This is a genomic window from Nocardia sp. NPDC127526, from assembly GCF_042672265.1.
Classification (GTDB): Bacteria; Actinomycetota; Actinomycetes; order Mycobacteriales; family Mycobacteriaceae; genus Nocardia.
The window spans coordinates 421,675-446,579 of sequence record NZ_JBHXVO010000004.1 but is presented as its reverse complement, the minus strand read 5'-3'; the positions used below and the strand labels follow the sequence as shown (position 1 = coordinate 446,579).

At 67.2% G+C, this 24,905-nt stretch carries 25 protein-coding genes and 1 tRNA gene; 14 read left to right on the top strand and 12 right to left on the bottom strand.

Annotated features, from left to right (window positions below; all coding sequences use genetic code 11):
- Positions 1-26: 26 nt before the first annotated feature.
- The 5 genes from ACFVIV_RS10925 to ACFVIV_RS10905 form a co-directional block, all read right to left on the bottom strand.
- A complete protein-coding gene (locus tag ACFVIV_RS10925) occupies positions 27-1,388 on the bottom strand; it encodes an aldehyde dehydrogenase family protein (protein WP_379194855.1) in 1,362 nt (453 codons plus the stop codon).
- Complete coding sequence (locus tag ACFVIV_RS10920; protein WP_379194853.1) at positions 1,385-2,125, bottom strand: gamma-glutamyl-gamma-aminobutyrate hydrolase family protein; 741 nt, start codon at positions 2,123-2,125, stop codon at positions 1,385-1,387. The genes ACFVIV_RS10925 and ACFVIV_RS10920 overlap by 4 nt, the downstream gene beginning before the upstream one ends.
- On the bottom strand, positions 2,106-3,470 hold the full coding sequence (locus tag ACFVIV_RS10915) for a glutamine synthetase family protein (protein WP_379194851.1): 1,365 nt from the start codon (positions 3,468-3,470) through the stop codon (positions 2,106-2,108). Before ACFVIV_RS10915 ends, ACFVIV_RS10920 begins: the two co-directional genes overlap by 20 nt.
- A gap of 176 nt (positions 3,471-3,646) precedes the next feature.
- Positions 3,647-5,347: an ABC-F family ATP-binding cassette domain-containing protein gene (locus tag ACFVIV_RS10910; protein ID WP_379194849.1), complete on the bottom strand. Its 1,701-nt coding sequence runs from the start codon at positions 5,345-5,347 to the stop codon at positions 3,647-3,649.
- A gap of 65 nt (positions 5,348-5,412) precedes the next feature.
- Positions 5,413-5,991, bottom strand: a complete 579-nt coding sequence (locus ACFVIV_RS10905; RefSeq protein ID WP_379194847.1) for a CBS domain-containing protein — start codon at positions 5,989-5,991, stop codon at positions 5,413-5,415.
- A 256-nt stretch (positions 5,992-6,247) separates the two neighbouring features.
- Between ACFVIV_RS10905 and ACFVIV_RS10900 the strand changes: the two genes are divergently transcribed.
- Positions 6,248-6,649, top strand: coding sequence for a DUF1918 domain-containing protein (locus ACFVIV_RS10900; RefSeq protein WP_379194845.1), 402 nt, complete (start codon positions 6,248-6,250; stop codon positions 6,647-6,649).
- Here the strand turns inward: ACFVIV_RS10900 and ACFVIV_RS10895 are convergent.
- Positions 6,590-7,222, bottom strand: coding sequence for a class I SAM-dependent methyltransferase (locus ACFVIV_RS10895; RefSeq protein ID WP_379194843.1), 633 nt, complete (start codon positions 7,220-7,222; stop codon positions 6,590-6,592). The two genes, ACFVIV_RS10900 and ACFVIV_RS10895, sit on opposite strands and share 60 nt — an antisense overlap.
- Between ACFVIV_RS10895 and ACFVIV_RS10890 the strand changes: the two genes are divergently transcribed.
- Together ACFVIV_RS10890 and ACFVIV_RS10885 are read left to right on the top strand one after the other, a co-directional pair.
- Entirely contained in the window at positions 7,221-7,562 is a 342-nt protein-coding gene (locus tag ACFVIV_RS10890; protein ID WP_379194841.1) for a TetR family transcriptional regulator C-terminal domain-containing protein, read from the top strand. The genes ACFVIV_RS10895 and ACFVIV_RS10890 overlap by 2 nt on opposite strands.
- Before the next feature lie 40 nt (positions 7,563-7,602).
- The gene (locus ACFVIV_RS10885; RefSeq protein WP_379194839.1) at positions 7,603-8,121 is read left to right on the top strand and encodes an ATPase; all 519 of its coding nucleotides are present in this window, start codon (positions 7,603-7,605) and stop codon (positions 8,119-8,121) included.
- 54 nt (positions 8,122-8,175) lie between these two features.
- On the opposite strand, the gene ACFVIV_RS10880 is transcribed toward ACFVIV_RS10885, so the two are convergent.
- Complete coding sequence (locus ACFVIV_RS10880; RefSeq protein WP_379194837.1) at positions 8,176-8,493, bottom strand: hypothetical protein; 318 nt, start codon at positions 8,491-8,493, stop codon at positions 8,176-8,178.
- A gap of 125 nt (positions 8,494-8,618) precedes the next feature.
- Complete coding sequence (locus tag ACFVIV_RS10875; protein WP_379194971.1) at positions 8,619-9,326, bottom strand: helix-turn-helix domain-containing protein; 708 nt, start codon at positions 9,324-9,326, stop codon at positions 8,619-8,621.
- A gap of 248 nt (positions 9,327-9,574) precedes the next feature.
- Between ACFVIV_RS10875 and ACFVIV_RS10870 the strand changes: the two genes are divergently transcribed.
- Positions 9,575-9,648 (top strand) — tRNA-Pro (locus ACFVIV_RS10870).
- Positions 9,649-9,886: 238 nt separating this feature from the next.
- On the opposite strand, the gene ACFVIV_RS10865 is transcribed toward ACFVIV_RS10870, so the two are convergent.
- Entirely contained in the window at positions 9,887-11,068 is a 1,182-nt protein-coding gene (locus ACFVIV_RS10865) for a serine hydrolase domain-containing protein (protein WP_379194835.1), read from the bottom strand.
- 338 nt (positions 11,069-11,406) lie between these two features.
- Between ACFVIV_RS10865 and ACFVIV_RS10860 the strand changes: the two genes are divergently transcribed.
- The 10 genes from ACFVIV_RS10860 (at position 11,407) to ACFVIV_RS10815 (ending at position 22,751) form a co-directional block, all read left to right on the top strand.
- A complete protein-coding gene (locus tag ACFVIV_RS10860) occupies positions 11,407-12,036 on the top strand; it encodes a TetR/AcrR family transcriptional regulator (protein ID WP_379194833.1) in 630 nt (209 codons plus the stop codon).
- Positions 12,033-12,965, top strand: coding sequence for an amidohydrolase family protein (locus tag ACFVIV_RS10855; RefSeq protein WP_379194831.1), 933 nt, complete (start codon positions 12,033-12,035; stop codon positions 12,963-12,965). Before ACFVIV_RS10860 ends, ACFVIV_RS10855 begins: the two co-directional genes overlap by 4 nt.
- Positions 12,965-13,741: a class I SAM-dependent methyltransferase gene (locus ACFVIV_RS10850; RefSeq protein WP_379194830.1), complete on the top strand. Its 777-nt coding sequence runs from the start codon at positions 12,965-12,967 to the stop codon at positions 13,739-13,741. Before ACFVIV_RS10855 ends, ACFVIV_RS10850 begins: the two co-directional genes overlap by 1 nt.
- A 105-nt stretch (positions 13,742-13,846) precedes the next feature.
- Positions 13,847-15,430, top strand: coding sequence for an NAD(P)-binding domain-containing protein (locus ACFVIV_RS10845; protein ID WP_379194828.1), 1,584 nt, complete (start codon positions 13,847-13,849; stop codon positions 15,428-15,430).
- Between the two features lie 5 nt (positions 15,431-15,435).
- Positions 15,436-16,524, top strand: coding sequence for an alpha-hydroxy acid oxidase (locus tag ACFVIV_RS10840; RefSeq protein WP_379194826.1), 1,089 nt, complete (start codon positions 15,436-15,438; stop codon positions 16,522-16,524).
- A complete protein-coding gene (locus ACFVIV_RS10835; protein ID WP_379194824.1) occupies positions 16,521-17,906 on the top strand; it encodes a cytochrome P450 in 1,386 nt (461 codons plus the stop codon). Before ACFVIV_RS10840 ends, ACFVIV_RS10835 begins: the two co-directional genes overlap by 4 nt.
- Complete coding sequence (locus tag ACFVIV_RS10830; RefSeq protein ID WP_379194822.1) at positions 17,903-19,168, top strand: cation:proton antiporter; 1,266 nt, start codon at positions 17,903-17,905, stop codon at positions 19,166-19,168. Before ACFVIV_RS10835 ends, ACFVIV_RS10830 begins: the two co-directional genes overlap by 4 nt.
- Positions 19,169-19,245: 77 nt before the next feature.
- Positions 19,246-19,944 (top strand): hypothetical protein, encoded by a 699-nt coding sequence (locus ACFVIV_RS10825; protein WP_379194820.1) that lies wholly within the window; start codon positions 19,246-19,248, stop codon positions 19,942-19,944.
- A gap of 262 nt (positions 19,945-20,206) precedes the next feature.
- Positions 20,207-21,502 carry a cytochrome P450 gene (locus ACFVIV_RS10820; protein ID WP_379194818.1) on the top strand — a complete coding sequence of 432 codons (1,296 nt, stop codon included), beginning with the start codon at positions 20,207-20,209 and terminating at the stop codon, positions 21,500-21,502.
- A gap of 13 nt (positions 21,503-21,515) precedes the next feature.
- The gene (locus tag ACFVIV_RS10815; RefSeq protein WP_379194816.1) at positions 21,516-22,751 is read left to right on the top strand and encodes a cytochrome P450; all 1,236 of its coding nucleotides are present in this window, start codon (positions 21,516-21,518) and stop codon (positions 22,749-22,751) included.
- A gap of 119 nt (positions 22,752-22,870) precedes the next feature.
- Here the strand turns inward: ACFVIV_RS10815 and ACFVIV_RS10810 are convergent, their stop codons facing one another.
- The 3 genes from ACFVIV_RS10810 to ACFVIV_RS10800 form a co-directional block, all read right to left on the bottom strand.
- The gene (locus tag ACFVIV_RS10810) at positions 22,871-23,683 is read right to left on the bottom strand and encodes an LLM class flavin-dependent oxidoreductase (RefSeq protein ID WP_379194814.1); all 813 of its coding nucleotides are present in this window, start codon (positions 23,681-23,683) and stop codon (positions 22,871-22,873) included.
- A gap of 168 nt (positions 23,684-23,851) precedes the next feature.
- On the bottom strand, positions 23,852-24,358 hold the full coding sequence (locus ACFVIV_RS10805) for a carboxymuconolactone decarboxylase family protein (RefSeq protein WP_379194812.1): 507 nt from the start codon (positions 24,356-24,358) through the stop codon (positions 23,852-23,854).
- A gap of 28 nt (positions 24,359-24,386) precedes the next feature.
- Entirely contained in the window at positions 24,387-24,719 is a 333-nt protein-coding gene (locus ACFVIV_RS10800) for a hypothetical protein (RefSeq protein WP_379194810.1), read from the bottom strand.
- Positions 24,720-24,905: the final 186 nt, after the last annotated feature.

The window sequence follows — 24,905 nt, the reverse complement described above, 5'->3', positions numbered from 1 at the left end:
ACTCCTTTGATGTGATGAGGGTGTGCTCAGTCGGTGGCTATGAAGACGTTCTTGGTCTCGGTGAAGGCGCGCGCGGCATCCGGGCCGAGTTCGCGGCCGAGGCCGGACTGTTTGAAACCACCGAACGGGGTCCAATACCGCACGGAGGAATGTGAATTCACCGACAGGTTTCCGGCCTCGACGCCCCGGGCGACGCGCAGTGCCCGGCCGACATCGGAGGTCCAGATGGAGCCGGACAGGCCGTATTCGGTGTCGTTGGCGATGCGCAGGGCATCGGCCTCGTCGTCGAAGGGGAGCACGGCCACCACCGGGCCGAAGACCTCCTCGGTGACGATGCGATCCGCGGGACCGGAGGGCAGGACAACCGTTGGCGGGAACCAGAATCCGGGGCCGTCCACGCGGGTTCCGGTGAAGGCCACGGTGGTGGACCCATCCAGGAATCCGGCGACCCGGTCGCGGTGCGCGGCCGAGATGAGCGGGCCCATCTCGGTGGTCTCGTCGGCGGGATCGCCCACCTGCACGCCTCGCACCGCGGGCTCGAGCAGCTCCAGGAACTTGTCGAAGACGCTGCGCTGCACCAGAATCCGGGAGCGGGCGCAGCAGTCTTGCCCGGCATTGTCGAACACGCCGTAGGGCGCGGTGGCGGCGGCCTTCTCGATATCGGCGTCGGCGAACACGATATTCGCGCTCTTGCCGCCCAATTCGAGGGTGACCCGCTTCACCTGGTCGGCGCAGCCGGCCATGATCCCCTTACCCACCTCGGTGGACCCGGTGAACACCACCTTGCGCACGGCGGGATGGGTGACGAACCGCGCGCCGACCACCGAGCCCTTGCCCGGCAGCACCTGGAAAACATGTTCCGGCAGGCCCGCTTCCAGGGCCAGCTCACCGAGCCGGATCGCGGTCAGCGGCGTGAGTTCCGCGGGCTTGAGCACGACTGTGTTCCCGGCGGCGAGAGCGGGCCCGAATCCCCAGGCCGCGATCGGCATGGGGAAGTTCCACGGCACGATGATGCCGACGACGCCGAGCGGTTCGCAGAAGGTGATGTCCACCCCGCCCGCGACCGGAATCTGACTGCCCAGCAGGCGTTCCGGCAGTCCGGCGCTGTAGTGCAACACATCGCGGACATTGCCCGCCTCCCAGCGCGCGTTGCCGATGGTGTGGCCGGCATTGCTCACCTCGAGCCGGGCCAGGTTCTCCAGGTCGGCGTCGACGGCCTCGGCGAAGCGCCGCAGCAGCCGCGCCCGGTCACCCGGCGCGAGCGCCCGCCACGCCGGCAGAGCCCGCTGTGCCCGCTCGATGGCGGCGTCGGTGGCGGCCTGGTCGGCCAATTCCACCGTGGCCACGACCTTTTCGGTCGCGGGGTTGACGACATCGGTCGTTGTCACCGGTTGCGCTCCTGTTCGTATAGTGCCGCCTGCTCCACCAGGGCCCGCATGAGCCGGTAGTCGGTCGCGTCCTCCTCCGGGTGCCACTGCACACCCACCAGGAACGGGCCGGTGTCCGCCTCCACGGCCTCGATGGTGCCGTCCGCGGCATGGGCGGAGGCCGTGAGACCGGGCGCGAGGGTATCGATCGCCTGATGGTGGTGGCAGTGGGCCTTCACCTCGGGCCCGATGATCGCGGCGACCCGGCTGTCCGGCGCGGTCGCCACGGTGGTGACGCCGAAGACGCCGGGACCGCGGGAGTGGTCGGTGTGGCCCAGCCGATCCGGAAGATGCTGCACCAGGGTCCCGCCCAGCGCGACATTCACCAATTGCAGCCCGCGGCACACCGCCAGCACCGGAATACCGGCCTCATGCGCCAGCTCGAAAAGGCTGAACTCGAATTCGTCGCGGTCCGGCCGGACTTTCGTCGTGGGGTCCGCTTCGGCCCCGTACCGGGCCGGGGTGATATCGGCGCCCCCGGTAAGCAGCAGCCCGTCCAATCGCCGCACGAGTTCCGGGCGCGCGATTCCCGTCGGCGGCAGCAATACCGGAATTCCGCCTGCCCGCTCCACCATGTCCACATAGGTGCGGGGGAGTACCGCGCTGTCGGTATCCCAGTGGATGTACCGGGCCCGTTCGGAATAAGTGGGCAGCCCGATGACCGGCCGCCGCGCACCCTCAGAGTCGTTCGAACCCACGCATCCGCTCCCAATCCGTCACCGCGGCGTCGAAGGCGTCGATCTCGACCTGCGCCGCATTCCGATAATGCCGCACCACGTCCTCCCCGAATGCCGCCTGCGCCACCTTGCTCTCCCCGAACAACTGCGCCGCATCCCGCAGCGTACGCGGCACCCGCGGCCGATTGGACCGGTAGGCATTGCCGTGAAACTCCGGCTCCAGCGGCAGCCGCTGCTCGATGCCGTGCAGGCCCGCCGCAATCGCGCCCGCGACGGCCAGATACGGATTCACATCCGCCCCCGGCACCCGATTCTCCAGCCGCAGCGCGGCCCCGTGCCCCACCACCCGCATCGAACAGGTGCGATTGTCCCGCCCCCACGCCACCGCGGTCGGCGCGAAGCTGCCCGCCTGGAACCGCTTGTAGGAGTTGATATTCGGAGCGAACAGATAGGTGAACTCGCGCAAGCAGTCCAGCTGGCCCGCCACGAAGTGCCGCATCAGCTCCGATTCCCCGCCCGCGCCGTCGCCCGCGAAGACGGGCTCGCCCGCCTCATTGCGCAAGCTGATGTGAATGTGGCACGAATTCCCCTCCCGCTCATTGTATTTCGCCATGAACGAGATGCTCCGCCCCTCCTGTGCCGCGATCTCCTTCGCCCCGGTCTTGTACACGCTGTGGTTATCGCAGGTGACCAGCGCCTCGTCGTACCGGAACGCGATCTCGTGCTGCCCCGGATTGCATTCCCCCTTGGCCGACTCCACATACATTCCCGCCCCCGCCATCTCATTGCGAATCCGCCGCAGCAAGGGCTCGATCCGCGCCGTCCCCAACATCGAATAGTCGACGTTGTACTGATTGGCGGGCCGCAGATCCCGATACCCGCTCTGGAACGCCGCCTCATAACTGTCGTCGAAAACGAGGAATTCCAACTCGGTCCCGACATAGGCCCGCAGCCCATGGGCCGCCAGCCGATCCAGTTGTGCCCGCAACACCTGCCGCGGCGAGGCCACCACCGGCTTCCCCTCCGGTTCCACCTGCTCCACATCACACAACACCATGGCCGTCCCCGGCCACCACGGCACCAGCCGCAAGGTCGAAAGATCCGGCCGCAGAACGAAGTCCCCGTACCCCGTATCCCACGAGGACATCGCATACCCGTCGACGGTGGTCATCTCCACATCCACCGCCAGCAGATAATTACAAGCCTCGGTGGCGTGATCCAGCACCTCCTCCACGAAATACCGCGCCGAACACCGCTTCCCCTGCAACCGCCCCTGCATATCGGTCATGGCAACGAGCACGGTATCCAGCATCCCCGCCTCAACCTGCTGCACAAGCTCCGCAACACTCAGCATCCCGGCACGCATGAGGACCTCTCTCGACGTAGACAGCCCCACGCTAAGCGACCCCACCCCCACGCGTGCCCGAATCAACCAAGATCGCCCCGGCGTGTTCCGCGCCAGTTCACTCGGTCGCCGTGGCCGGATCCGCATGTCTTCCCGGGGCGTTGCCCCCAGCCGCTACATGCCGCCCCGGAATTGCTTCATCGGCCCATTCTTGCGATCGCCTCGTGCTTGCGCACGCCGTCGTCCCAGATCGGCGTATCGCTTTCGTAGACAACGCCGTCGGAGCCGAAGACGAGGAAGCGGTCGAAGGCGCGGGCGAACCAGCGGTCGTGGGTGACGGTGACCACCGTGCCCGCGAACTCGGCGATGGCCTCTTCCAGGGCGTCGGCGGAGTGCAGGTCGAGGTTGTCGGTGGGCTCGTCGAGCAGAAGCATTGTGACGCCGGACAATTCGAGTAGCAGGATCTGCAGGCGGGCTTGTTGTCCGCCGGAGAGGTCGTCGAAGCGCTGCTCGGCTGCGCGGGCGAGGCCGTACCGGTCGAGGACCCGGCTGGCTGCCTCGCGGCCCATGCCGTCGCGGTGCTCGTTGCCGGTGTGCAGGATCTCCAGCAGGGTGCGGCCGGCCAGGTCCGGGCGCGAATGCGTCTGGGCGAAATAGCCGGGACGGACGCGGGCGCCGAGTGCTGCGGTACCGGTATGGGCGACCGGGGCGAGGGCGAGGTCGCCGATCGGTTGGTGCTCGATATCGGGATCGGTGCCGCCATTGGCGAGCAGGCGCAGGAAGTGGGATTTGCCGGATCCATTGGCTCCCAGGACCGCAACGCGATCGCCGTACCAGATCTCGGCGTCGAAGGGCCGCATCAAACCGGTGAGCTCCAGTCGCGTGCACACCAATGCGCGTTTGCCGGTGCGGCCGCCGCGCAGCCGGACCGAGACGTGCTGGCGCACCGGCACCGCCTCGGGCGGCCCGGCCTCCTCGAACTTGGCCAGTCTGGTCTGGGCGGCGTGGTAGCGCGCCGCCATCCCGTCGTTGAACTTGGCCTTCTCCCGCAGTCGCAGCACGAGGGCGCGGAGCTTGGCGTGCTCCTCGTCCCACCGCCGGCGCAGTTCCGCCAGCCGCGCGGTCCGATCCTCGCGGGCCTGCTGATAGCCGGCGAATCCGCCGCCGTGAATCCAGCACGTGGCGCCGCTGACCCCGGGTTCGAGCGTCACGATGCGATTGGCCGCGTTCGCGATGAGCTCCCGGTCGTGGCTGACGAACAGTACCGACTTGTTCGAGGCGGCGATCGTGCGTTCCAGCCACTGCTTACCCGGCACATCCAGGTAGTTGTCCGGCTCGTCGAGCAGCAGCACCTCATCCGGACCCGCGAACAACGCCTCGAGCACGACCCGCTTCTGCTCGCCGCCGCTGAGCGTGCGCACCGCCCGCCATTTGGCGCGATCGAAGCCGATGCCCAGCGCCGCCGTGGTGACGTTGTCCCAGAACGCCTCCACCTCGTACCCGCCGACATCACCCCAACCGGTGAGCGCGTGCGCGTACGCCAACTGCGTTGCCTCGTCATCGTTTTCGATCAGCGCGTCCTCGGCGGCATCGAGGGCCCGCGCCGCCTCCCGGACCGCGGGCGCAGCCACCGACAACAGCAGATCCCGCACCGTCGACTCGTCACCGATCTGCCTGATGAACTGCCGCATGACCCCCAGTGATCCGGACCGCGTCACCGCACCCTCATCGGCGGCCAGATCGCCGCCGATGATCTTGATCAAAGTCGTCTTCCCGGTCCCGTTCGGCCCGATCAGGGCGGCCTTCACACCGTCCCCGATCCGGAAACTCACACCGCTGAGCAACTGCCGTCCATCCGGAAGGAAGTAGTCGACCTCGGAAACATCCACGTGAGCCACGGGGTTCCAGGCAACCGGACCCGTCCGGGCAGCGCAACCGAATTTCCATACGGTAGCAGTCCGGATCAGCGCTCCGGCAGGGCGACCGCCTCGCCCGCGAGTTCCACCCGGCGCACGCCCTCGACCGTACGCGCCAGCGCGGCCACAACCTTCTGCTCGGTGTCATCGGCGAACGCGCCGCGCACGGTCACCGCCCCCTCTGCGACCTCGAGGGACCACTGCCGGCGGCTGCCCGCGTAATCATCCAGCAGCGCACGGATTCTCGCCTCGATAATGGCGTCGTCGTGGATCAGGGCGCGCAGCACGTCTCTGCGCGCGACAATGCCGACCAGCAGACCGGCTTCCACCACCGGCAGTGAGCGCAGCCCGGAGCCGAGCATGCGCGCGGCGATGGTGGCGGTATCGGTGCCGGGGTGGATCACCTCCACCGGCTTCGTCATCACCGCTCCGACAATGGCGGTGTCGAGATGGGAGGCGACCTTCAGCGCATCGGATTCGGAGAAGACACCCGTCACCCGCCCATCGTCGTCCACGACCGGCAGGGCGGCGAAACCATGCTCGGTGAGCAGTGAGATCGCCTCGCGGACAGGTGTTCCCGGGTGAGCGACCACCACGGGCCGGGTCAGGATGTCGCGTGCGTACACGAGTATCACCTCATCGAGGTACCGGATATTTCATGGAAATCCAGCTTGAGCGGTGACCGTACCGGTGGGCAGAGGCGTCCTGCCCGCCGGACGAGGACCAATGTCCCCGGGCCGGTAGGGCGCCGTTCGCACCGAGCGGGCGCCGACATCGGTCGATCGTCACCGGGACCTCCGGCCCTATCGGCGGTCCGGGGCGCGACGCGACGATGGGAGCACGGACCACGAGTCATCGGTCACCGCGCGAGGAGAACGGGTCATGCGAGCAGCGGCAGGAGACTGGCTGATCGTCGAAGGCCGCGCCGTCGGCGGCGTGATCCGTCACGGTCTGATTGAGGAGGTGCGCGGAAAAGACGGCGCGCCACCGTATCTCGTGCACTGGGTCGACACCGGCGCGCGGGCCCTGGTATTCCCCGGTCCCGATGCCCATGTGATCGGCAGCGCGGAATTGCATGCGCGCGAAGAGATCGCCGCGGCGCGCTGGTCCTCGCCGGGGCTCACCGTGCGTCCCGGCGACCGTGGCCGGCTTCCTCGAGACGTTGTCGGTGCTGGCGGTTCGATGCCTGCGCTGACAGTGACCGGACGGACCGACTCGAACCCGTCAATGGGGGAGTCGAACCGCCTTGCGGGCCAACAGGAGCAGGAACCAGGGGCTCGGTGAGCGCCACGCGATGCGCTGGGCCTTGCCATCGAGCATGTGAACGTCGTCGAACCGCTGCCGGATCCGATGTGAGACATCGACTCCCGGTGCGCCCGCGAGCGTTCGGTACAGCAGGCGGAAGGAACCCTTAGGGTTCACGTCCCAAACCATGAGGAGCCCACCCGGTTTGAGCGCGCGATGAATATTGTCGATCGCGGCGTCCATGGCGGGCATGGCACTGAGCGAGCAATTCGCCACGGCCGCATCGAATTCCGCGTCACCCATCGGATCCGCGGTGGCGTCGGAGTGTCGCAGTTCCACATTCGACCATCCAGCCTCCGCGATGCGGGCGCGAGCCCGGCCCGCCAGTTTCGGACTGAACTCGACGCCCACGACCCGCCCGTGCGGCCCCACCGCCTCGCGCAGCAGGCCGAAGTCGTGTCCCGCCCCGCATCCGACATCCAGTACGGACTCGCCGGGGGAGAGGCCGAGCGCATCCACGGTCAGGTGGCGATGGTTCGCGCCGAGCAGTTCGCCCAGCCCGAAGCCGTAGCTGGCGATATCCCACGCGCGGCGTTGCCGAGTGCTTCCCATGACGGCGCAAGATCGCCGCGGCGCTGTGGCGAACGGTGAGCACACAGGGCCTGGAAGGCGTCAGCCTGCGCACGGTCGCGACCGCCGCACCCATGTCGCCGTCGCCTTCATGGCCCGAGCCGCCGTCTCCCCGACCTTCGCCGCCGCGTCCTCCCCCCAGCTGAAGGACCACTTGACCGGGCTGCTCCGCAATGCCGACGTGCCGGCCGCCACCGAACAGGCCGAAATCCTGCTCTCCGCCGTCGACGGCATGACGGTCCGCATCCTCGCCGGCCACCTCACCCCCGAAGCCGCGGCCGAAGCCCTCGACGCCCACCTCACACGACTCGGATTGTCCTGATCTGCAAAGGTATTCACCGCACCGCGGACAGGAGGACGCCATGGACATCCCAACCGAAGCCTTGTTCATTGGCGGCCGGTCCGGAGTGGGCAAGTCCAGCGTGGGCGCGGAGATCCACGAACAGCTCAGCGCCGCCCGCATCCGGCACTGCCTGATCGAGGGCGACGTCCTCGACCTGGCGTACCCGCCACCGTGGGAGCACGGCCTGGCCGAGCGAAATCTGGCCGCGATGTGGGCGAACTACCGCGCACTCGGCTACCACCGCATGATCTACACCAACACGGCCAGCGTCCTCGAACCGGTCATCCGGTCGCTGACCACCGCGATGGGCGACGACCCCAAAGTGATCGCCATCCTGCTCTGCTGCACGGACGACACTGCGCGCCAACGGTTGTCGCATCGCGAAATCGGCAGCGCGCTCGACATCCACCTGGACCGCAGCCGCGCAATGGCCCAACGCCTGGACGCCGCTCCCGCCTGGGTTCACCGGATCTGGACGGACAACCGCTCCACCACCGATATCGCCGCCGAAATCGTCACACACACCGGCTGGTGCTGAAACGAAGTATGGCGCCGAATGCCCTCCGGCATTGGACGCCATACCTCAGCGAATTCAGGCGCAGACGCGATTGAGCTCCGCCGTCACGCCATCCATATCGGTGACGTTCTCATCGACCAAGGCATTCGCATAAGCGGTGATAGCGTCCCGCTCCGGCCCCACGGCCACGACCGCCAGCCCCGACAACCGATCCGACAGTTTCTGCTGGGTCTCCGTGTCGAACGTCCCGCCCGACATGTCGACCGCGGCATTGATCATGGCAATAGCCTTGTCGCACACCGGAGATGCGGCCTGCGCCGGCGCGGTAGGCAAAACCAGCAGGGTCGCGGCCGTAGCGGTCAACACGGCCCCGGAGAACAGCTTCTTCATCATTCCTCTTGCTCTAAGGGAGGCCCGCTAATACCTGGTGCGAGCCCCTCGCCCGCATACCGTACCCGGTCAACCACCCCCACCGCAGACCCCCGAACCAGGGTCACAGCACACACGCGAACCACCGGCTAAGGAATCGGCACCATCGAGTACAACGACCACCCCCGCCGCGGCACCTCGAACCTCAGCACCTGAACATGCATGGCAGTCCATTCCCCACCCTCCACCGGCCGAATCCGCACCGGCCGCCAATCAAAATCCACCGCCCCGATATCAGTCGACCACAGCCGCCCCCAATCAGCCGACCGCGAACAAACCCCAATAATCTCCTCGACCCGCTCAGGCGACACATACCCCGCCGACATATGCCGAAACGCCTGCACCGCGACGTGCACCTCCCGCTCCCAATCCTCGATCACCACCCGAGCCCGCGGATCGAACAACAACCACTCGATAACATTCCCCCCACTCCCCAACCCCGGAAACGCCCGCGCAAACGCCCCATTGACCGCCACCAAATCCATAGCCGGCGCAACCTGATAAGCAGCCGGATGCGGCATCCCCTCCAAGAAATCCAACTCAGCCCGACCAGGCCCTCCCTCTACCCCCGCGACCCGCGTCAACCCAGGCTGCAAAACACTGCTCGCATACTCCCGATAAACCGCCGGCACCCCCAACGCATCAAACAGCGCCGCCAACGCCTCCCCCGTAGGAGCCCGCCTCCCCTGCTCAATCTTCTGAATCAACCCCACCGAAACCCCCGCCCGCCGCGCCAACTCCCCCCGACTCAACCCCGCCCCCTCCCTCCGCCCCCGCAAATACCCCGCAATCCCCATCTCCGCCCCATCCACCAACCCAACCTCCACACCCTCGCCCGACAACCCCAAGAACCTACCCCCACCCGCCCCCGCACCCCCCAACAACGATTCCCCTGAGCCCCAGCATCTTCGGCCCAACCCCCGCTGTTCTCCCCGTCCCGCGCCCCCACCCGGCAAGCTCCCTCACACGCCCAGAACCAGCCGATTTGGTCCAACAGGGGGGTCCTGATGTAATCTCATCGAGCACGAAGCGCAGCGGAGTGCAACGGGCTGTGGCGCAGCTTGGTAGCGCACTTGACTGGGGGTCAAGTGGTCGCAGGTTCAAATCCTGTCAGCCCGACAGTTGTAAAACACCCTCTGACCTCGGTCAGAGGGTGTTTTCTCATTCCCGCTCCACCTTGGTAGCGGGACCGCAGATGTTGCGAGAGCCAGTCCACGGTGGCGGTGACTGCGCCCACATCAGGATGAAGGTACTGGTCTGGCTGTCGGGTGTTCGCGGGAGCGTTCTGGCGCCCGCCATCGCGGTGGCGGATGCCAGCGTGGGTAACGCACGGCCCGTGCGGTTCGACGTTGCCGGCTCAGGTGAGTGCTGTGCGCAGCGCGTCGGACCATGGCTGCCAGCGCGGGTCAGGGCCTCCGGTGTCGTCACCGACCATGTTGGTGCATGTATAGCCGACTGCGACACCGGATTCGGGGTGTGCGAAGCCGAGTCGGCCGCCGGAGCCGACCTGGCCGAACGCGCCGTCGCCGAGGAGCTGGGCGGGACGGGTTAGTTCGTAGCCGTGGGCGAAATAGTTGCCGCGCGGCATCACGGACAGGGGAGCCGGGTGGGGGAGGCCTTCGGTTTGCGGCCGGCGGGCCCGCTCGACTGCTTCCGGGCCGAGTAGCCGGATGCCGTCGACCTCGCCGATCGTCGCCGCGAACATTCGTGCCACCGAACGCGCGTTCCCGATTCCATTGCCGGACGGGACCTCCGCTGCATGACCGTCTCGGGTATTCAGCAATGCGAGGCCCTCATCGCGGGCAGCGACCGTCGCGAGCGTGGCACGAACCAGGCGTGCGTCGACATCGACACCCATGCGGCTCAACATCGCTTCGATGTCGGCGGCGCCGGGCAGGTGCCGGCGGGTGAACTGCGGAACGACACGGTGTTCCTGGCTTTCGGGCAGGCCGATCCACATACTGAGCCCGAGCGGGTCGGTGATCTCGGTGGCGAGAAACTCGCCGACGCTCTTGCCGGAGACCCGGCGGATCAGTTCTCCGGCCAGGTAACCCCAGGTGAGGGAGTGGTAGTAGAACGCGGTCCCCGGCTGCCACAGCGGGGTCATCGATTCCAGTGCCGACACGCACTTCGACCAGTCCGTCAATTCCCATGCCCCGATACCGGATTCGGCATCGAAGCTGGACAGGCCGCCGCGATGTGACAGCACATCGGCGACCGTCATGTCCGCCTTGCCCGCCGCTGCGAACTCCGGCCAATAGTCCCGCACCGGCGCATCGAGGTCGAGCAGGCCCCGATCGGCGAGGATGTGCACGCACGTAGCGGTCATCCCCTTGGACACCGACATGAGCACGGTCAGCGATTCCGCGTCCCAGGTCTTCCCGGATTCCGGGTCCCGCCCCATCCACAGATCCACCACGACCCGCCCGCCGCGATACACACACAGCTGCGCGGCACCCTCATCATCATCGTGTGCGCGCACGAACCCGTCCCGGACCCCTTCGAACCCGCGCTCGACAAATCCCTCCACCAACGCCACAAAGCCTCCTCGACCAGAACAGCGGGCGCACCTTCGAGGCGAAACCCCTTCGCGCCCAGAACAATATTCGACCGCTCTCCAGCTACCCAACCTCCTGATGCATGACGACGTGCCATCAATGCGGGATTGGGACTGCCAGCGGCAGGTGATGCGAGCCCAGGCCGATTGGTCGATGCCGGTGAGTCTCGCTATGTCGGATGCCCATTTGCTTGCTGCCGTTTGTGATCGAGATTTTCCATAACGGCTGCGGCCAATCCTGATCTTGGACAACGACATCGCGGCGGCGGGCTTGAAACCGCTTCTTCTAGAATGGGATTCTAGAATGGTATTCTAGTGGGGTGGGTCCGACCGAGACCGTTCTGATGGCCGGGTCTCGCCCCGGCGAGATCCTTGTCGCGGCGCTGGCCGCCTTTGTCGAGCACGGCGTTGCCGGCACCTCGATCGAGGAGATTCGCCGGCGGAGCGGTGCGAGTGTCGGGTCGATCTATCACCACTTTCCCGGTGGTAAGCAGGCTGTTGCGGGCGCGTTGTATGTGGAGGGGTTGCGCGACTATCAGGATGGTTTCGTGAACGCACTCAGGGGTGCGTCGTCGACTCGCGGTGGTGTCGAGGATGCGGTTACGCACCATCTGACCTGGGTGGAAGAGCACGCGGATCTTGCTCGGTTCATATTCCTGCTCGGTAGTGGTCCGGGGGAGGACGTTGCGGGCGGGCGGGAGCTGCGGGGGATCAATCGGCGCTTTTTCACGGCGGTGCGGGCGTGGATGCGGCCGCGGGTTGCTGCCGGCGAGTTGCGGGACCTGCCGACGGAGGTGGGGACTGCGTTGTGGATCGGGCCGAGTCAGGAGTTGGCTCGGCACTGGCTGGGTGGGCGGGTCACGTTCCCTCTGACCGATGCGGCGGGGGAGTTGTCCGCGGCGGCCTGGCGATCGCTATCGGGGCATCCGAGAGAGGAACGGCAATCATGACCGGACTGGTTGACGAACCCATCGCCGAGACCGCGGTGATCGATATGTGGGCGCCGATTGTGCCGACCCGCGAGATCATGGCTCACGTTGCGACGAATCTGCCTGCGGAACTGCTGGCTTACCTGCGTGTGTTCACCGGGGTGGATGTCACCGCGGAGCAATACGCGGCCGCCGCGCCGAGCTTGGCACGCACGGATGAGCAGATCCTCGGCGATCTCGATCGGGCCGGAATTGCCTGGACGATGGTGACCGGCTTCGACGAACGCACCAGTTGCGGAACCACATTCGTCGCCAACGACACCGTGGCCGCGCTCGTCGAACGGCATCCCGGGCGGTTCATCCCGTTCACCGGTGCCGATGTGCTCGCCGGCGAGCGCGCTGTCGCAGATCTCGACTATTGGATCACTCAGCGCGGGTTCCGTGGATTGTCGTTGCGCCCGTTCATGATCGGACGTCCCGCCAGCGATCCGGCCTATGATCCGTTCTACGCGAAGTGTTCCGAGCTCGGTGTCCCGGTCAGCATTCACAGCTCGCACAACTGGACCCGGACGCGACCCTCCGATCTCGGTCATCCCCGCCACATCGACGACATCGCCTGCCGCTTCCCGGATCTGGCGATCATCATGAGCCATGCCGGGTATCCGTGGGTGCTCGAGGCCTGCCTGATCGCGTGGAAACACCCCCGCGTCTACCTCGAACTGGGTGCACACCGCCCGCGGTACTTCACCGCCCCGGGGGCGGGATGGGAACCGTTGCTGCGCTACGGCACGACCACCATTGCCGACAAAATCGTGTACGGCACCGGCGCATTCCTGATAAACCGCCCGCCCGGCGAACTGCTCGACGAAATGCGCGCTCTGCCGATCCCACCCGAGGTCGCCCGGAAATGGCTGTGGGACAACGCCGCGCGCCTGCTCGGCATCGACTGATGATATCGCCGAGACCGGAGGCGGAGCAGGCGCGATACGATCGGACCGGGCAGACCTATTCGCACACCCGCCGAGCGGACCCGCGCATCGCCGCGGTCATCGACGAGGCTCTGCGCGGTACGACAACCGTGGCGAACATCGGAGCGGGAGCCGGGTCCTACGAACCGGGACACACCGTCGTCGCGATAGAACCCAGCCAGGTCATGATCGCCCAGCGAGCACCCGGCGCCGCACCGGCGCTGCGAGCGCGGGCCGAGAATCTGCCCATCCGGTCCGGCGCCGTGGACGCCGCGCTGGCGGTGCTGACCGTCCACCACTGGGACGACCTGGACCGCGGCATTGCCGAGATGCGCCGGATCGCCCGCCGCCGCGTGGTCATCCTCACCTGGGACCACGACATCTTCCGGAGGTTCTGGCTGCTGCGCGACTACCTGCCGGCCGCCGCGCATACCGACGCATCCCTTGCCGTCCCGATCACCAGACTGATCTCTCTGCTCGGCAATGTGACGATCCGTGACATCCCGGTCCCGCACGATTGTGCCGATGGGTTCGGCGGCGCCTTCTGGCGCCGTCCCCGCGCCTACCTCGACCCCAGCATCCGAGCAGGCATGTCCATGCTCGCCCTCACCCCGAAAAATGCACTGCAGGAAGGACTCTCGCGACTGCAAGCCGACCTCGAGACCGGCGAATGGGAACGCCGCCACCACCATCTGCGCAATATCCCGCAACTGGATCTCGGCTACCGGCTCCTCATCGCCGACATCGACACCCAATGAATCGGACCGGTCTGTGCTTGCAATTCAGGGTGGTTGACGATTGAACTACCTTCTGGGCTGCGCCGTAATCGGTAGTACCACCCGAACTCTCATCGGCGGTGAACCGTGCAGCGCGAATTTCTTTACGACACTTACGATTACCTCATCATCGGCGCGGGCCCCGGTGGCTTGCAGCTCGGGCAGTTGCTGCAGGCTGCGGGGCGGTCCTATCGGATACTGGAATCCGGTGGGACGCCGGGCGGTTTCTTCAAGACCTTTCCCCGGCACCGGCAACTGATCTCGATCAACAAGCCGCATACCGGGAGCGCGGACCCGGAGCTGAATCTGCGGATGGACTGGAATTCGCTGCTCACGCCCGATCCGCGGTTGCTGTTCACCCGGTATAGCGCGCAGTACTTTCCGCAGGCCGACGATCTGGTGCGCTATCTGACCGACGTCGCCGAGACGCTCGGCCTGGCCATCTCCTATGGGATACGGGCGGTCCGGATTCGCCGGGCGGGAACGGGATTCGAGGTCGTCGATCAAGGGGGCCGCGGGTATCGGGCGCGGCGGCTGGTGGTGGCGACGGGGTTGAGTCCGTACAACATTCCAGCGATTCCCGGGATCGAGAGCGCCGAGCATTACGCCACCATGTCGGTCGATCCCGAGGATTTCGTCGATCAGCGGGTCTTGATCATCGGGAAGGGGAACTCCGCGCTGGAGACCGCGGACAACCTCATCGCGACCGCCGCGGTGATTCACGTGGCGGGGCGCAGTTCCATTCGAATGGCTTGGAACAGCCACTATGTCGGCCACCTGCGTGCGGTGAACAACAATTTTCTCGACACCTACCAGCTCAAATCGCAGAATGCGCTGCTCGACGGTGATGTGGTGTCGATCGAGCGGGACGATGCGGGTTATCGCGTGCGCTTCAGCTTCTCTCGCGCGGATGAGGTGGTCAAACAGCTGCGCTACGACCGGGTGCTGGTGTGTACCGGATTCCGGTTCGACGCTTCGATTTTCGACCAGGACTGCCGGCCCGAGCTGGTCATCGACGACCGGTTTCCGGCGCTGACGCCCGCGTACGAATCGGTGAATGTGCCGGGGTTGTACTTCGCGGGCACGCTCATGCAGCACCGCGACTTCAAGAAGTCGACGGGTGGGTTCATTCACGGATTCCGGTATGCGGTGCGCGCGCTGAGCCGGATCCTCGACGAGCGATACCACGGCCGGGAATGGCCGCAGCGGCAACTGGATCGGACGGCCGACGCGCTGGCGGCCGCCGTCACGGCGCGGGTCAATCGCAGTTCGGCGCTGTGGCAGCAGTTCGGGGTCATCGGCGATCTGCTGCTGATTCCACCGGCGGGCCCGGCGCGGTACCTGGAGGAGATTCCGGTCGATCATGCGCACGAAAAGCACTATGACTGTGACTATTTCACCATCACCCTGGAGTACGGGCCCGACCACGACAAGGTCGATCCGTTCGACATCACGGTGCGGCGCACCGCCCAGAACGCGGCAGACCAGGCGGTCGACGCCGCGTATCTGCACCCGGTGATCCGCCAGTGGGGGAGCGGTCGATTACGCGCCACCCATCACATGGCGGAGAACCTGGAGAACCAGTGGGACGACCAGCGGGCCCATTACGCGCCACTGGCCGGGTTCTTCGCCGCCGCGCTGGCGCGGGCGGCAGTCGCGACGGGCCGGTGATCGCCATGGCCGATATGTCGGACCTATTGAACCTCAGCGAGATCGAGGCGGTGGCGCGCGCCGGACTGAACCCGGTGTACGCCGACTACATCGCCGGTGGTGCGCGCGACGAGATCACGGTGCGCGCGAACGAGTCCGCGTTCGAGCGGCTGCGATTGCTGCCCAGAATGCTTCGCGGCGGCGGGAAACGGGAGCTGGACGTGACCGTGCTCGGCAGCCGGGCGAGTATGCCGATCCTGGTGTCGCCCACCGCATTCCACAAGCTCGTCCATCCGGAAGGGGAACTGGCCACGGCGCGCGCCGTCGCGGCGGCCGACACGATCATGATCGTCGCGATGGCGGCGACGGTGGCGGTGGGCGAGATCGCCGCCGCGGCCCGCGCCGCCACGGGTGGCCATGGCGCACTGTGGTTCCAGCTCTACATTCAGCCGGACCTCGAACTCACCGAGGCGCTCGTGCGCCGCGCCACCGACGCGGGCTGCGAAGCGCTGGTGGTGACGGTGGACTCCCCGGCGCTCGGGGCGAGCGAACGCAACCGGCGCAACGGCTTCACCGATCTGCCGGCCGGGCTGGCCTGTGAGAACCTGCGCGATCTGCGTGACGGCGAACCGGGCCATGTCCGTCAGATCGTCATGTCGCCGGAGATCTCCTGGGAGCACATCGATTGGCTGCGCCGGATCACCTCGCTGCCGATCCTGCTCAAGGGATTGCTGCACCCCGAGGATGTGCGCTCGGCGGTCCGGCACGGCGTCGACGGACTGGTGCTGTCCAACCACGGCGGCAGGCAGTTGGACACGGTGCCGTCGACCATCGAACTGCTGCCCGAGGTGGTCGCCGCGGTCGCGGGCCGGATTCCGATCGTGCTCGACGGTGGCGTGCGGCGTGGCACGGATGTGGTGAAGGCGCTGGCACTCGGCGCGGCTGCGGTCGGAATCGGCCGACCCGTGCTCTGGGGCCTGGCCGCCGGTGGCGAGGCGGGCGCGCGGCGAGTGCTGGAATTGCTGCGCGAGGAGTACGACCACACGCTGACGCTCTGCGGCGCGACCAGCGCGCGCGATCTGACGCCCGACCTGGTCCGCGGGGTGCCGCAATGAGCGCATGGTGGTGGTCCGTCCCGGCGGCAGCGGTGCTGGTCAGCCTGCCGTACTGGCTTCCCGCGGCCGTAATCGCGCTGCGGATAAGGATATTCGCGATGGTCAACGGCGACAGCGGTATCCCGAGCCCGAGCCGCCGGCTGCCGATCGACGAGTTCAAGCGGCTCTACGGTCATCCGGCGGCGAACGGCCGCAGCAAGGGCGCCGCACTGTCGGATCTGTTCTGGTACTGGCTGTCTCCCGGCGCCGAGGTACACCAGGAACACCTGGAACCCGGTCCGCGCTACGACGACGTCGCCAGAACCACCCGGCGGATCCTGGCCGGGCTGGGCAGGCCGGAATGGGTGGAGTTGGTCGGCCGTTGTACACGCAACGTGCTCGACCAGCACGACGCTCGCCCGGTTCGGGGCGGCAGGGCTGCGCGCATCCGGTGGGTTCGATTGCGGGACTTGATGATGCCGGTCTGGGCCGAGGTCTATTACGAGCTGGTCTTCCGCGAGCCGTGTCCACGGGAGGTCAGAGATCTGATCGTCGGCAATGCCGACGATGTGGTGAGCGCGTTGAAATGCACTCGGCTGCGGCATATGGACCGTCGAGCCCGGCTCACGGCCTACCTCCGGGAGCGGTTGGCCACGAATCCACCGCCCGCAGCGCTGCCGGGCACGCTCTCGGCGCACGAGCGGGCGTACTACCTGCAGGGCACCTTCTTCAATACGGCGGTGGTGCAGACGTCGGAGGCGATGGCGCATCTACTGCTGGCCGTCGCCTCCCATCCGCCGGTGCAGGCGCGGCTGGCCGCCGATCCGCTCGATACCGGATACCTGGATCATGTGGTCGATGAAACATTGTGGCACTACCCGCTTTTCGGCGTCGCCCACCGCATAACCACTGCCGAGATCGCGCGCACCGAGGGCGCTGCCGCCATCCCGTCCGGTGCGGTGTTGTTGTTCGACTACGCCCGCTATCAGCAGGGCGAGGAGCAGCAGCGGTTCGACCCGGACCGCTGGCGGACACCGGAATCCAGACCACCGCATTACATCCCGTTCGGCGTCACCACCAACCGACCGTGCCCCGCACGGGGTTTCGCCACCCTGACAATGCGCGTCTGCGCCCAGGAAGTGCTGCGGCGGTACCGCCTCGATTCGACCGCCGTCCACACCAGATCCCTGCCGAGCCGGGGACCGTGCCTGCTGACACCGCGCGGCACCCGGCCGGGCAGGCCGGTGGGCAGGCTGGCCCTGCTGCGGTGGCGTGACCGCTGGGAGGCGGTGCCGCGCAGTGTGGTTCAGCTCGTCCTGGGCAGCTGGATGGTCTGGGACGCGCGACGTCAACGGCTGTGCCGGAACTACTTCGCCGACCACCGCCGGGCGGTGTCCCGATGAGCACCGCCGATCTCGCGCCCGCCTTCTTCGCGGCCGCCGTGGTGATCCTGCTGACCTGCCGGTTGGTCTCGATCGTCGTCACGCGGCTGGGTCAGCCCGCCGTTGTCGGCGAGATGATCGCGGGCGTGCTGCTCGGGCCGTCCGTATTCGGGCTCGTCGCCCCCGGCCTGTCCGAGCGGATCTTCCCCGCCGACCTGCTGCCACTGCTGTATGTCGTCGGGCAAATCGGCCTGGCGGCGTTGATGTTTCACGCCGGGCACGAGTTCCGGCGATACGCGGAGCGCGGGCTGGCGGGCAGTGCGGTGGCGATTTCGGCGGCCGGCGTGCTCATCCCGGGTGCGCTCGGTCTGGCCTTGACATTCGCCGCGCACGGCCGGGTCGATCTCTTCGTCGACGGGGTTCCGCTCGGGGTGACCGCCGCGTTCGTCGCCATTGCCCTGGCGATCACGGCTTTTCCGATGCTGGCCAGGATCATTACCGAGCGTGCCATGTCGGGTACCCGGCACGGTTCCCTGGCCCTGGCCTCCGGGGCCACCGACGACGTGCTCGCCTGGCTCATGCTCGCCGGACTGCTGAGCGTGGCCGCCGGCGAGCTGCGGCCCGCTCTGATGACGGTCGGCGGCTCCCTGGTCTTCGCGCTGGTCATGCTGTTCGTGGTGCGCCGTTTCCTCGCGTGGTCCATGCGGCGGCCGGGCTGGAGCGATGAGACGCGGTTGCTGGTGACGATCGCGGTATTGTTCGCCGCCGCATGGTTCACCGATGTGATCGAGTTGTACGTGGTGTTCGGCGCCTTCTGCGTGGGGATGGCGATGCCGCGCGGTGAGGCCGCCGAACGGGTGGTCCACAGCACCCACTCGGTGACCCGCGTGATCTTCCTGCCGATGTTCTTCACCTACTCGGGGCTGCACACCCGGTTCGATGTGTTCGCCGAACCAGCGGTGCTGATTTTCGGCCTCGCCGCCGTCGTCGTGGCGGTGATCGGCAAGTTCGGTGGCTGCTGGGGCGCCGCCCGGCTGTGCGGCGAATCCAACTCGGTGGCGCTGCGCGTCGGCGCACTGATGAATGCCCGCGGTCTGATGCAGCTCATCGCGCTCAATATCGGCCTGCAGGCCGGAATCGTCTCGAGCGAGCTGTTCGCCGCCCTGGTGCTGGTCGCACTGGTGACCACCACGATGACGACGCCGGTGCTGAGCCGCCTCGAGCGCCGAGATGCCAAGTCGAGCACCGTGATCGGACCGCCCGTCCCGGCGAGTGCGACGTGAGCGGCCCGGGGGGATCCCCGTCCGCTCCTGCGTGCCACCGTCGCCCGGCTGCTGCGCCCGATCGGATCGGAGGACCGATGACAACCGCCAAGACCGCACCCGTCGTGCTGCGCTTCCCCGTCGCCTGGTGCTGGCTGTTCGCCTGCGGCGGCCTGCTATTGGGTGTCGGCGCCGGTTTCGGGCTGCCGCCGCTGGGCAGGTGGGCCGTCGATGCGCTGGGCTCGGTACCCGGTCCCGTCCGGGTCGCCATGACCGTGCCGCCGGCATGGCTGGTGCCGGTCACCACGGTGCTCGGACTGCTCGCGGGCCTGGCATTGTTCGAGATCGCACGCAAGGAGAGCCTGACGCTGACCGTCGCCGACGATCACGTGGACCTCGAGCAGAACGGCCGCGCGAAGTACGTGTCCCGCACCGACATCGCCGAAATCTACCGCGAGGACGCCGATCTGGTGCTCACCGGCCGAAACCGGCGGCGGGTGGCCCGTTTCGACGCCTCCGACCTGCCCCGTCTCCGCATCGAGCGAGCACTCCGCGAGCACGGCTATCCCTGGCGCGACGACAACGATCCCTACCGGGCGGAATTCACTCGCTGGGCCGACGGCGCGCCGGGCACCGGCCCGGATATCGACGCGCTACTGCGCGCCCGCCGCCGCGCGCTCGCCGGAAAGGATCCGCTCGCGGCCGAGGAGCTCGACGAGAAACTGTCCGCCCTCGGCATCGATGTCCGGGACCGCGACGGCGCACAGCACATTCGTCACGCCGAACCCCCGCGCTGAGCCCGCTCCCGAGCTGCGGCGGACGCGCCGAGTGGGTACCGTATTGTGTGTTTTCCTGAAAGATGCTCTGGGGCAATGGTTGTGGTCCGGGCGTTGGCGAGAACAGCGATACCAGGAGTTGTGATGTCCGCGCCGGGGGTGGAAATGCCTTGCAGCTGACGAGAGTTCCGGTGTGCGCGGGTCTGTCGAGCGTTCGGGCGTGCTGCTTGCGCCGGGGTGCTGACCTGTTGTTTCAGCTGTAGAACTACGTTCTGGGAGATCTGTGACTGCCTCGTACCCGCCAGGAACCTGGTCATCGCAACAGCATTCGGGTGGGCATCGCTCTGGTGCCGATGAACGCTTCGCGATGTATACCCCTGAGTTTGCTGAGGATCCGCACGCCGCGTATGCGGCGTTGCGGAGCCGGTATGGGTCGCTTGCGCCGGTGGATCTTGCGCCCGGGGTTCCTGCGACTCTGGTGCTCGGGTATGCGACCGCGGTGCGGATTCTCAATGATCCGGAGCATTTTCCGGCTGATCCCCGGCTGTGGCAGCCGACGGTGCCCACCGGATGCCCCATCCTGCCGATGATGGAGTGGCGGCCGAATGCGTTGCGTAGCAGCGGGTATGAGCATGATCGGTACCGGGTGGCCAATGTCGCGGCGCTGGGAACCGTTGACCTGCACGGGATGCATGTGGTCGTCGAGCAGATCGCGGTGCCGCTGATCAATGCCTTCTGCAGCGGGACGGGCGACGACGGCGGCCGGGTCGGTTCGATGGGGTCCGCGGATCTGCTGTCGCAGTACATCTATCCGCTGGTCTATCGCGTGCTCGACTATGTGCTCGGGTTCGATGCCGATACCAGCGCGCAGGTCGGGGCCGGGATGGCGGCGATCTTCGATGCCTCCGGTGACGCCGACGTCGGGAACAAGATGCTCGCCGAGGCTCTGGACGAGCATGTCCGGCGCAAGCGCGCGTGCCCGGGGACGGACGTCACCTCTCAGCTGATCAAGAACAGCAACTTGAGCACCGAGGAGCTCATCCATCAGTTGGTGACGTTGCACGGTGGGGGCAGTGAACCGCAGGTTCATCTGATCTCCAACACGTTGTTGCTGATGATGACCGATCACCGGTTCGCCGGAGACCTGCTCGGCGGCAGTCTGTCCACCCGTGACGCGCTGGATGAGGTGTTGTTCGCCAATCCGCCGCTGGCCAATTACTGCGTGACCTATCCGCGCCAGCCCACACTGATCGATGATGTGTGGCTACCCGCCCATCAGCCGGTGGTGATCAGCATGGCGGGATGCAATGCCGACCCCGCGATTCAAGCCGGTCGCCGCGCGCAGTCGGGGAATCGTTCGCATCTGGCGTGGAGTCTGGGGCCGCACCAATGCCCGGCCCGGCGCCTCGGGTATCAGGTCGCCCAGGACGCCATCGACTATCTTCTCGACGCTCTGCCCGAGCTCGAAATCGCCGTGGACAAGACCGAACTCGTGTGGCGACCCGGGCCGTTTCACCGCGCCCTGCAATCGCTGCCGGTCAAGTTCCCCGTATCTCCGCCATTGCCGTTTAACCACTGAGTGAGGAAGCACGATGGAGCACACCACGCCGCTGGTCTTGGACCCTACCGGCACAGATATTCAGGGCGAGTCGGCGCGCATTCGGGCTCGCGGGCCGGTCAGCAGGGTCGAGATGCCCGGCGGGATTCAGGCTTGGGCGGTCACCGATCAGGAGATACTGCACAACCTGCTGCGGGATCCCCGTGTGTCGAAGGACGCTCGCCAGCACTGGCCCGCGTTCATTTCCGGTGAGATCGGCCAGGATTGGCCGCTCTACACCTGGGTGGCGGTGAACAATATGTTCACCGCGTACGGCGCTGATCACACGCGGCTGCGCAAGCTCGTGCGCCCCGCCTTCACACCCCGCCGGACGCAAGCGCTGCGGCCGCGCGTGGCGGAAATCGCGGCCGAGCTGCTCGACCGGCTCGCGCAGACCCCGCCCGGCCAGCCGGTCGATCTGCGCGAAATGTACTGCTACCCATTGCCGATCGGGGTCATCACCGAACTCATGGGTGTGCCGGAGTTCCTGCACGCCGGATTGCGGACCTGCGTGGACGGGATCTTCGACACCAGCCTCACGCCCGAGCAGGCACTGGCCAATTACCTGGAGATGCAGCGGATCCTGCGCGAGCTCGTCACCTATCGCAGGGACACGCCGGGCGATGACATGACCAGCGTGCTCATCACCCACCGCGACGAGGACGACGGCTCGACGCTGACCGAGCAGGAACTCATCGACACCCTGCTGCTGGTGATCAGCGCCGGCCACGAAACCACCGTGAACCTGCTCGACCAGGCCATCTTCCTGCTGCTCACCCAGCCCGAGCAGTACGCGAAGGTCACCTCCGGCGCCGTGTCGTGGACCGAGGTGGTGGAGGAAACGCTCCGGTTCGAATCCCCGGTCGCGCACCTGCCACTGCGCTACGCCGTCGAGGACCTCGAGATCGACACCGACGCCGGGCCCGTCCGGATCGCCGCGGGCGAGCCCATTCTCGCCTCCTATGCCGCCGCGGGCCGGGATCCCAAGGTCCACGGCGACACCGCCGAGCAGTTCGACCTCACCCGGGAAGTCAAGGCGCACCTCGCCTTCGGGTACGGCGCGCACCTGTGCCTCGGCGCCCCGCTCGCCCGGCTCGAGGCCGAAATCGCCCTGTCCGCCCTCTTCGAGCGGTTCCCGGCAATGCGCCTGGCCAAAGACCCCGCCGACCTCGGAACGGTTCCGTCTTTCATCTCCAACGGCCACGGCTCACTGCCGGTATACCTCTCCTGATCAGGCAGTCGAGGCCGCCCGAGTTGCGCGTCCACCCCGAAACCCGGGCGGCCTCACCCGCTTCGATCGAATCGATAGCGGCGAGACGCGAGTAGTACGCGCCGGAGCCGAACTCGGCATTACCGGCCCTCTCGAGCGCCGAGCTCGGCGGCGAATGCGTAGTCGCGCTGCCAGTCCGGGCCGGTCGGAGCCAGGATGACGCGCTCGACCCCGGCGGCCTCGTAGGCGGCCAATGCGGCGGCGGCCCGGCGCGGTTCAGCCGGCAACGCCGGTGCGACGACCGTGATCGCGGGCGTCGGGCGCTCGTATCGCTGCGCGAGTTCGCGCAGCTCGGCCAGGAGCTGCGGCAGGCGCTCGAGGCCGGGGTCGATCGGCATCCAGGAGTCACCGTGGGCGGCGGCCCGGCGACGGGCGCGAGCGCTGTTTCCCGCGATCAGTATCGGCGGTATCGACGTACCCGGTGACAAGGCGACTTCGAGGCCGTCGTTCAGCGTCACCTGTTTGCCGGCGACCAGATCCGGCAGCACGGCCAGCGCACGGTCGGTGCGAGTCCCGCGCTCCTCGAACGGTACTCCGGCCGCGCGCCAGCCGATATCGCCGTGTGCGGGATTGCCCGTGCCGACACCCAGCAGCACCCTGCCGTCCGACAGCTGTTGCAGGGTGCTGATCTCCTTGGCCGCCCATGCGATCGGCCGCAGCGCCGGCAGCATGGCGCCGAATCCGATCCGGATCCGATCGGTCACCGCCGCGGCGGTGGCGAGGGCGACCGTGCTGTCGAGCATGGGCTGACCGGCGATGAGATGGTCGGAGGCCCAGATGGATTCGAGCCCGGCCGCCTCCGCTGTCCGCGCGCTCGCCCGCACGTGAGCTGCCCCGGATCCCGCGATGCGCGGTCCGGACGTGGGCAGGAATACGCCGATCTGAATAGCCACCGGTTGGCCTCCGATTTCCCTAACGGTTGATTCATGACCAACGCTAAGGCGCTCATTTGGGCGTTTCAATGCGTGATTCACTCCGAACCATGCCCGAAACGCTCACCTCGAGGAGGTAGGCCCGCCGCAGCGATAATCGGCCGACGTCATCCAGCGCGCTGATCCGGGTCAGGCGTCGGCGTCGATATCGAGGACGGTGGCCGTACGGGCCGCCATCCAGTAGTACGCGTGTACCTGGATGAGTTCGACGAGTTCGCGGTCGGAGAGGTGTTCGCGGGCCGCGGCGTAGGTGGCCTCGCCGACGCGGGGACCGGCCGAGATCGCCTCGGACAGGCGGAGGACGGCGTGGTCGCGATCGTCGAAGGTCGGGGCGTCCGTGCCTTGGAGGATGGCGTCGCGTTCGGCGTCGGTGAGTAGGCCCGCGCGCGGGATATGGCGTTGGCGAAGGTATTCCGACTCTTCCACGCGGGTGACGGTGGTCGCGACGAGTTCGACCAGGCGCTCCGGGAGTTTCAGGGCGCGGTGCAGGGCGAAGGCGAGATCCATGACCAGGCCCGCGGTGCCCTCCGCGCGAGCGAAAGCCAGGAAAAGGCGTGGATCGGGCGGGAGGATGTCGAACCAGGTGCGGAGATGCGGCTGGAGCCGATCGGGATCGGCATACGAAATGCGTGCCATCAGAACGATTTTAGGCTTGTTCGGGCGACTAGAAGCAGAACGCGGCCGGGTGGGTGAATATGCTGATGGCGGCCACGTTCGAGATCAGGACTGCGATAGTGGCCAGCGCGATGGTGAGCCGATTCCGGCGGACGAGGACGAGAATCACGAACGGGGTGGCCCAGATCAGCCCGGTGGTGATGACCCATATCGCGCCCTCGCCGCTCACCTGTGGATTCCGCGTGTACTCCCCGCATCGGGTGTCCGAGGCCGCGAACGCGGCGAGCACGTAAAGATAGAAACCGACGACGGCCCATCCGGTGACCGCGACCACGGCCAGTGCCCATCCCCCGTATCGCAGCCAGCGCTGCTGAGCAACCATGGTCCGATCCTTGCCGACGCGGCGCCCGCGCGGATGCGGGGAACTACTCGACTCCAGCGCGCCCGGAATCGGGTAGGGCGCTACTCGTGCGTAGCAGGAGGTTCGAGCGGACGATACAGGTGGAAGACTTTCGTTTCAGCGGAGTGTGAGGGTCTGTGATGCTCGAGGCAGTGCAAATTTTCTGGG

What these genes read in the sequence shown, in the direction of transcription:
- ACFVIV_RS10915 (WP_379194851.1), bottom strand. Translation starts at nt 3,470, where the DNA reads ATGCGTGCCGGGATGCTGAGTGTTGCGGAGCTTGTGCAGCAGGTTGAG.
- ACFVIV_RS10900 (WP_379194845.1), top strand. Translation starts at nt 6,248, where the DNA reads ATGCGAGCAGCGGCAGGAGACTGGCTGATCGTCGAAGGCCGCGCCGTC.
- ACFVIV_RS10890 (WP_379194841.1), top strand. Translation starts at nt 7,221, where the DNA reads ATGACGGCGCAAGATCGCCGCGGCGCTGTGGCGAACGGTGAGCACACA.
- ACFVIV_RS10895 (WP_379194843.1), bottom strand. Translation starts at nt 7,222, where the DNA reads ATGGGAAGCACTCGGCAACGCCGCGCGTGGGATATCGCCAGCTACGGC.
- ACFVIV_RS10885 (WP_379194839.1), top strand. Translation starts at nt 7,603, where the DNA reads ATGGACATCCCAACCGAAGCCTTGTTCATTGGCGGCCGGTCCGGAGTG.
- ACFVIV_RS10880 (WP_379194837.1), bottom strand. Translation starts at nt 8,493, where the DNA reads ATGATGAAGAAGCTGTTCTCCGGGGCCGTGTTGACCGCTACGGCCGCG.
- ACFVIV_RS10875 (WP_379194971.1), bottom strand. Translation starts at nt 9,326, where the DNA reads ATGGGGATTGCGGGGTATTTGCGGGGGCGGAGGGAGGGGGCGGGGTTG.
- ACFVIV_RS10855 (WP_379194831.1), top strand. Translation starts at nt 12,033, where the DNA reads ATGACCGGACTGGTTGACGAACCCATCGCCGAGACCGCGGTGATCGAT.
- ACFVIV_RS10850 (WP_379194830.1), top strand. Translation starts at nt 12,965, where the DNA reads ATGATATCGCCGAGACCGGAGGCGGAGCAGGCGCGATACGATCGGACC.
- ACFVIV_RS10840 (WP_379194826.1), top strand. Translation starts at nt 15,436, where the DNA reads ATGGCCGATATGTCGGACCTATTGAACCTCAGCGAGATCGAGGCGGTG.
- ACFVIV_RS10835 (WP_379194824.1), top strand. Translation starts at nt 16,521, where the DNA reads ATGAGCGCATGGTGGTGGTCCGTCCCGGCGGCAGCGGTGCTGGTCAGC.
- ACFVIV_RS10830 (WP_379194822.1), top strand. Translation starts at nt 17,903, where the DNA reads ATGAGCACCGCCGATCTCGCGCCCGCCTTCTTCGCGGCCGCCGTGGTG.
- ACFVIV_RS10825 (WP_379194820.1), top strand. Translation starts at nt 19,246, where the DNA reads ATGACAACCGCCAAGACCGCACCCGTCGTGCTGCGCTTCCCCGTCGCC.
- ACFVIV_RS10815 (WP_379194816.1), top strand. Translation starts at nt 21,516, where the DNA reads ATGGAGCACACCACGCCGCTGGTCTTGGACCCTACCGGCACAGATATT.
- ACFVIV_RS10805 (WP_379194812.1), bottom strand. Translation starts at nt 24,358, where the DNA reads ATGGCACGCATTTCGTATGCCGATCCCGATCGGCTCCAGCCGCATCTC.
- ACFVIV_RS10800 (WP_379194810.1), bottom strand. Translation starts at nt 24,719, where the DNA reads ATGGTTGCTCAGCAGCGCTGGCTGCGATACGGGGGATGGGCACTGGCC.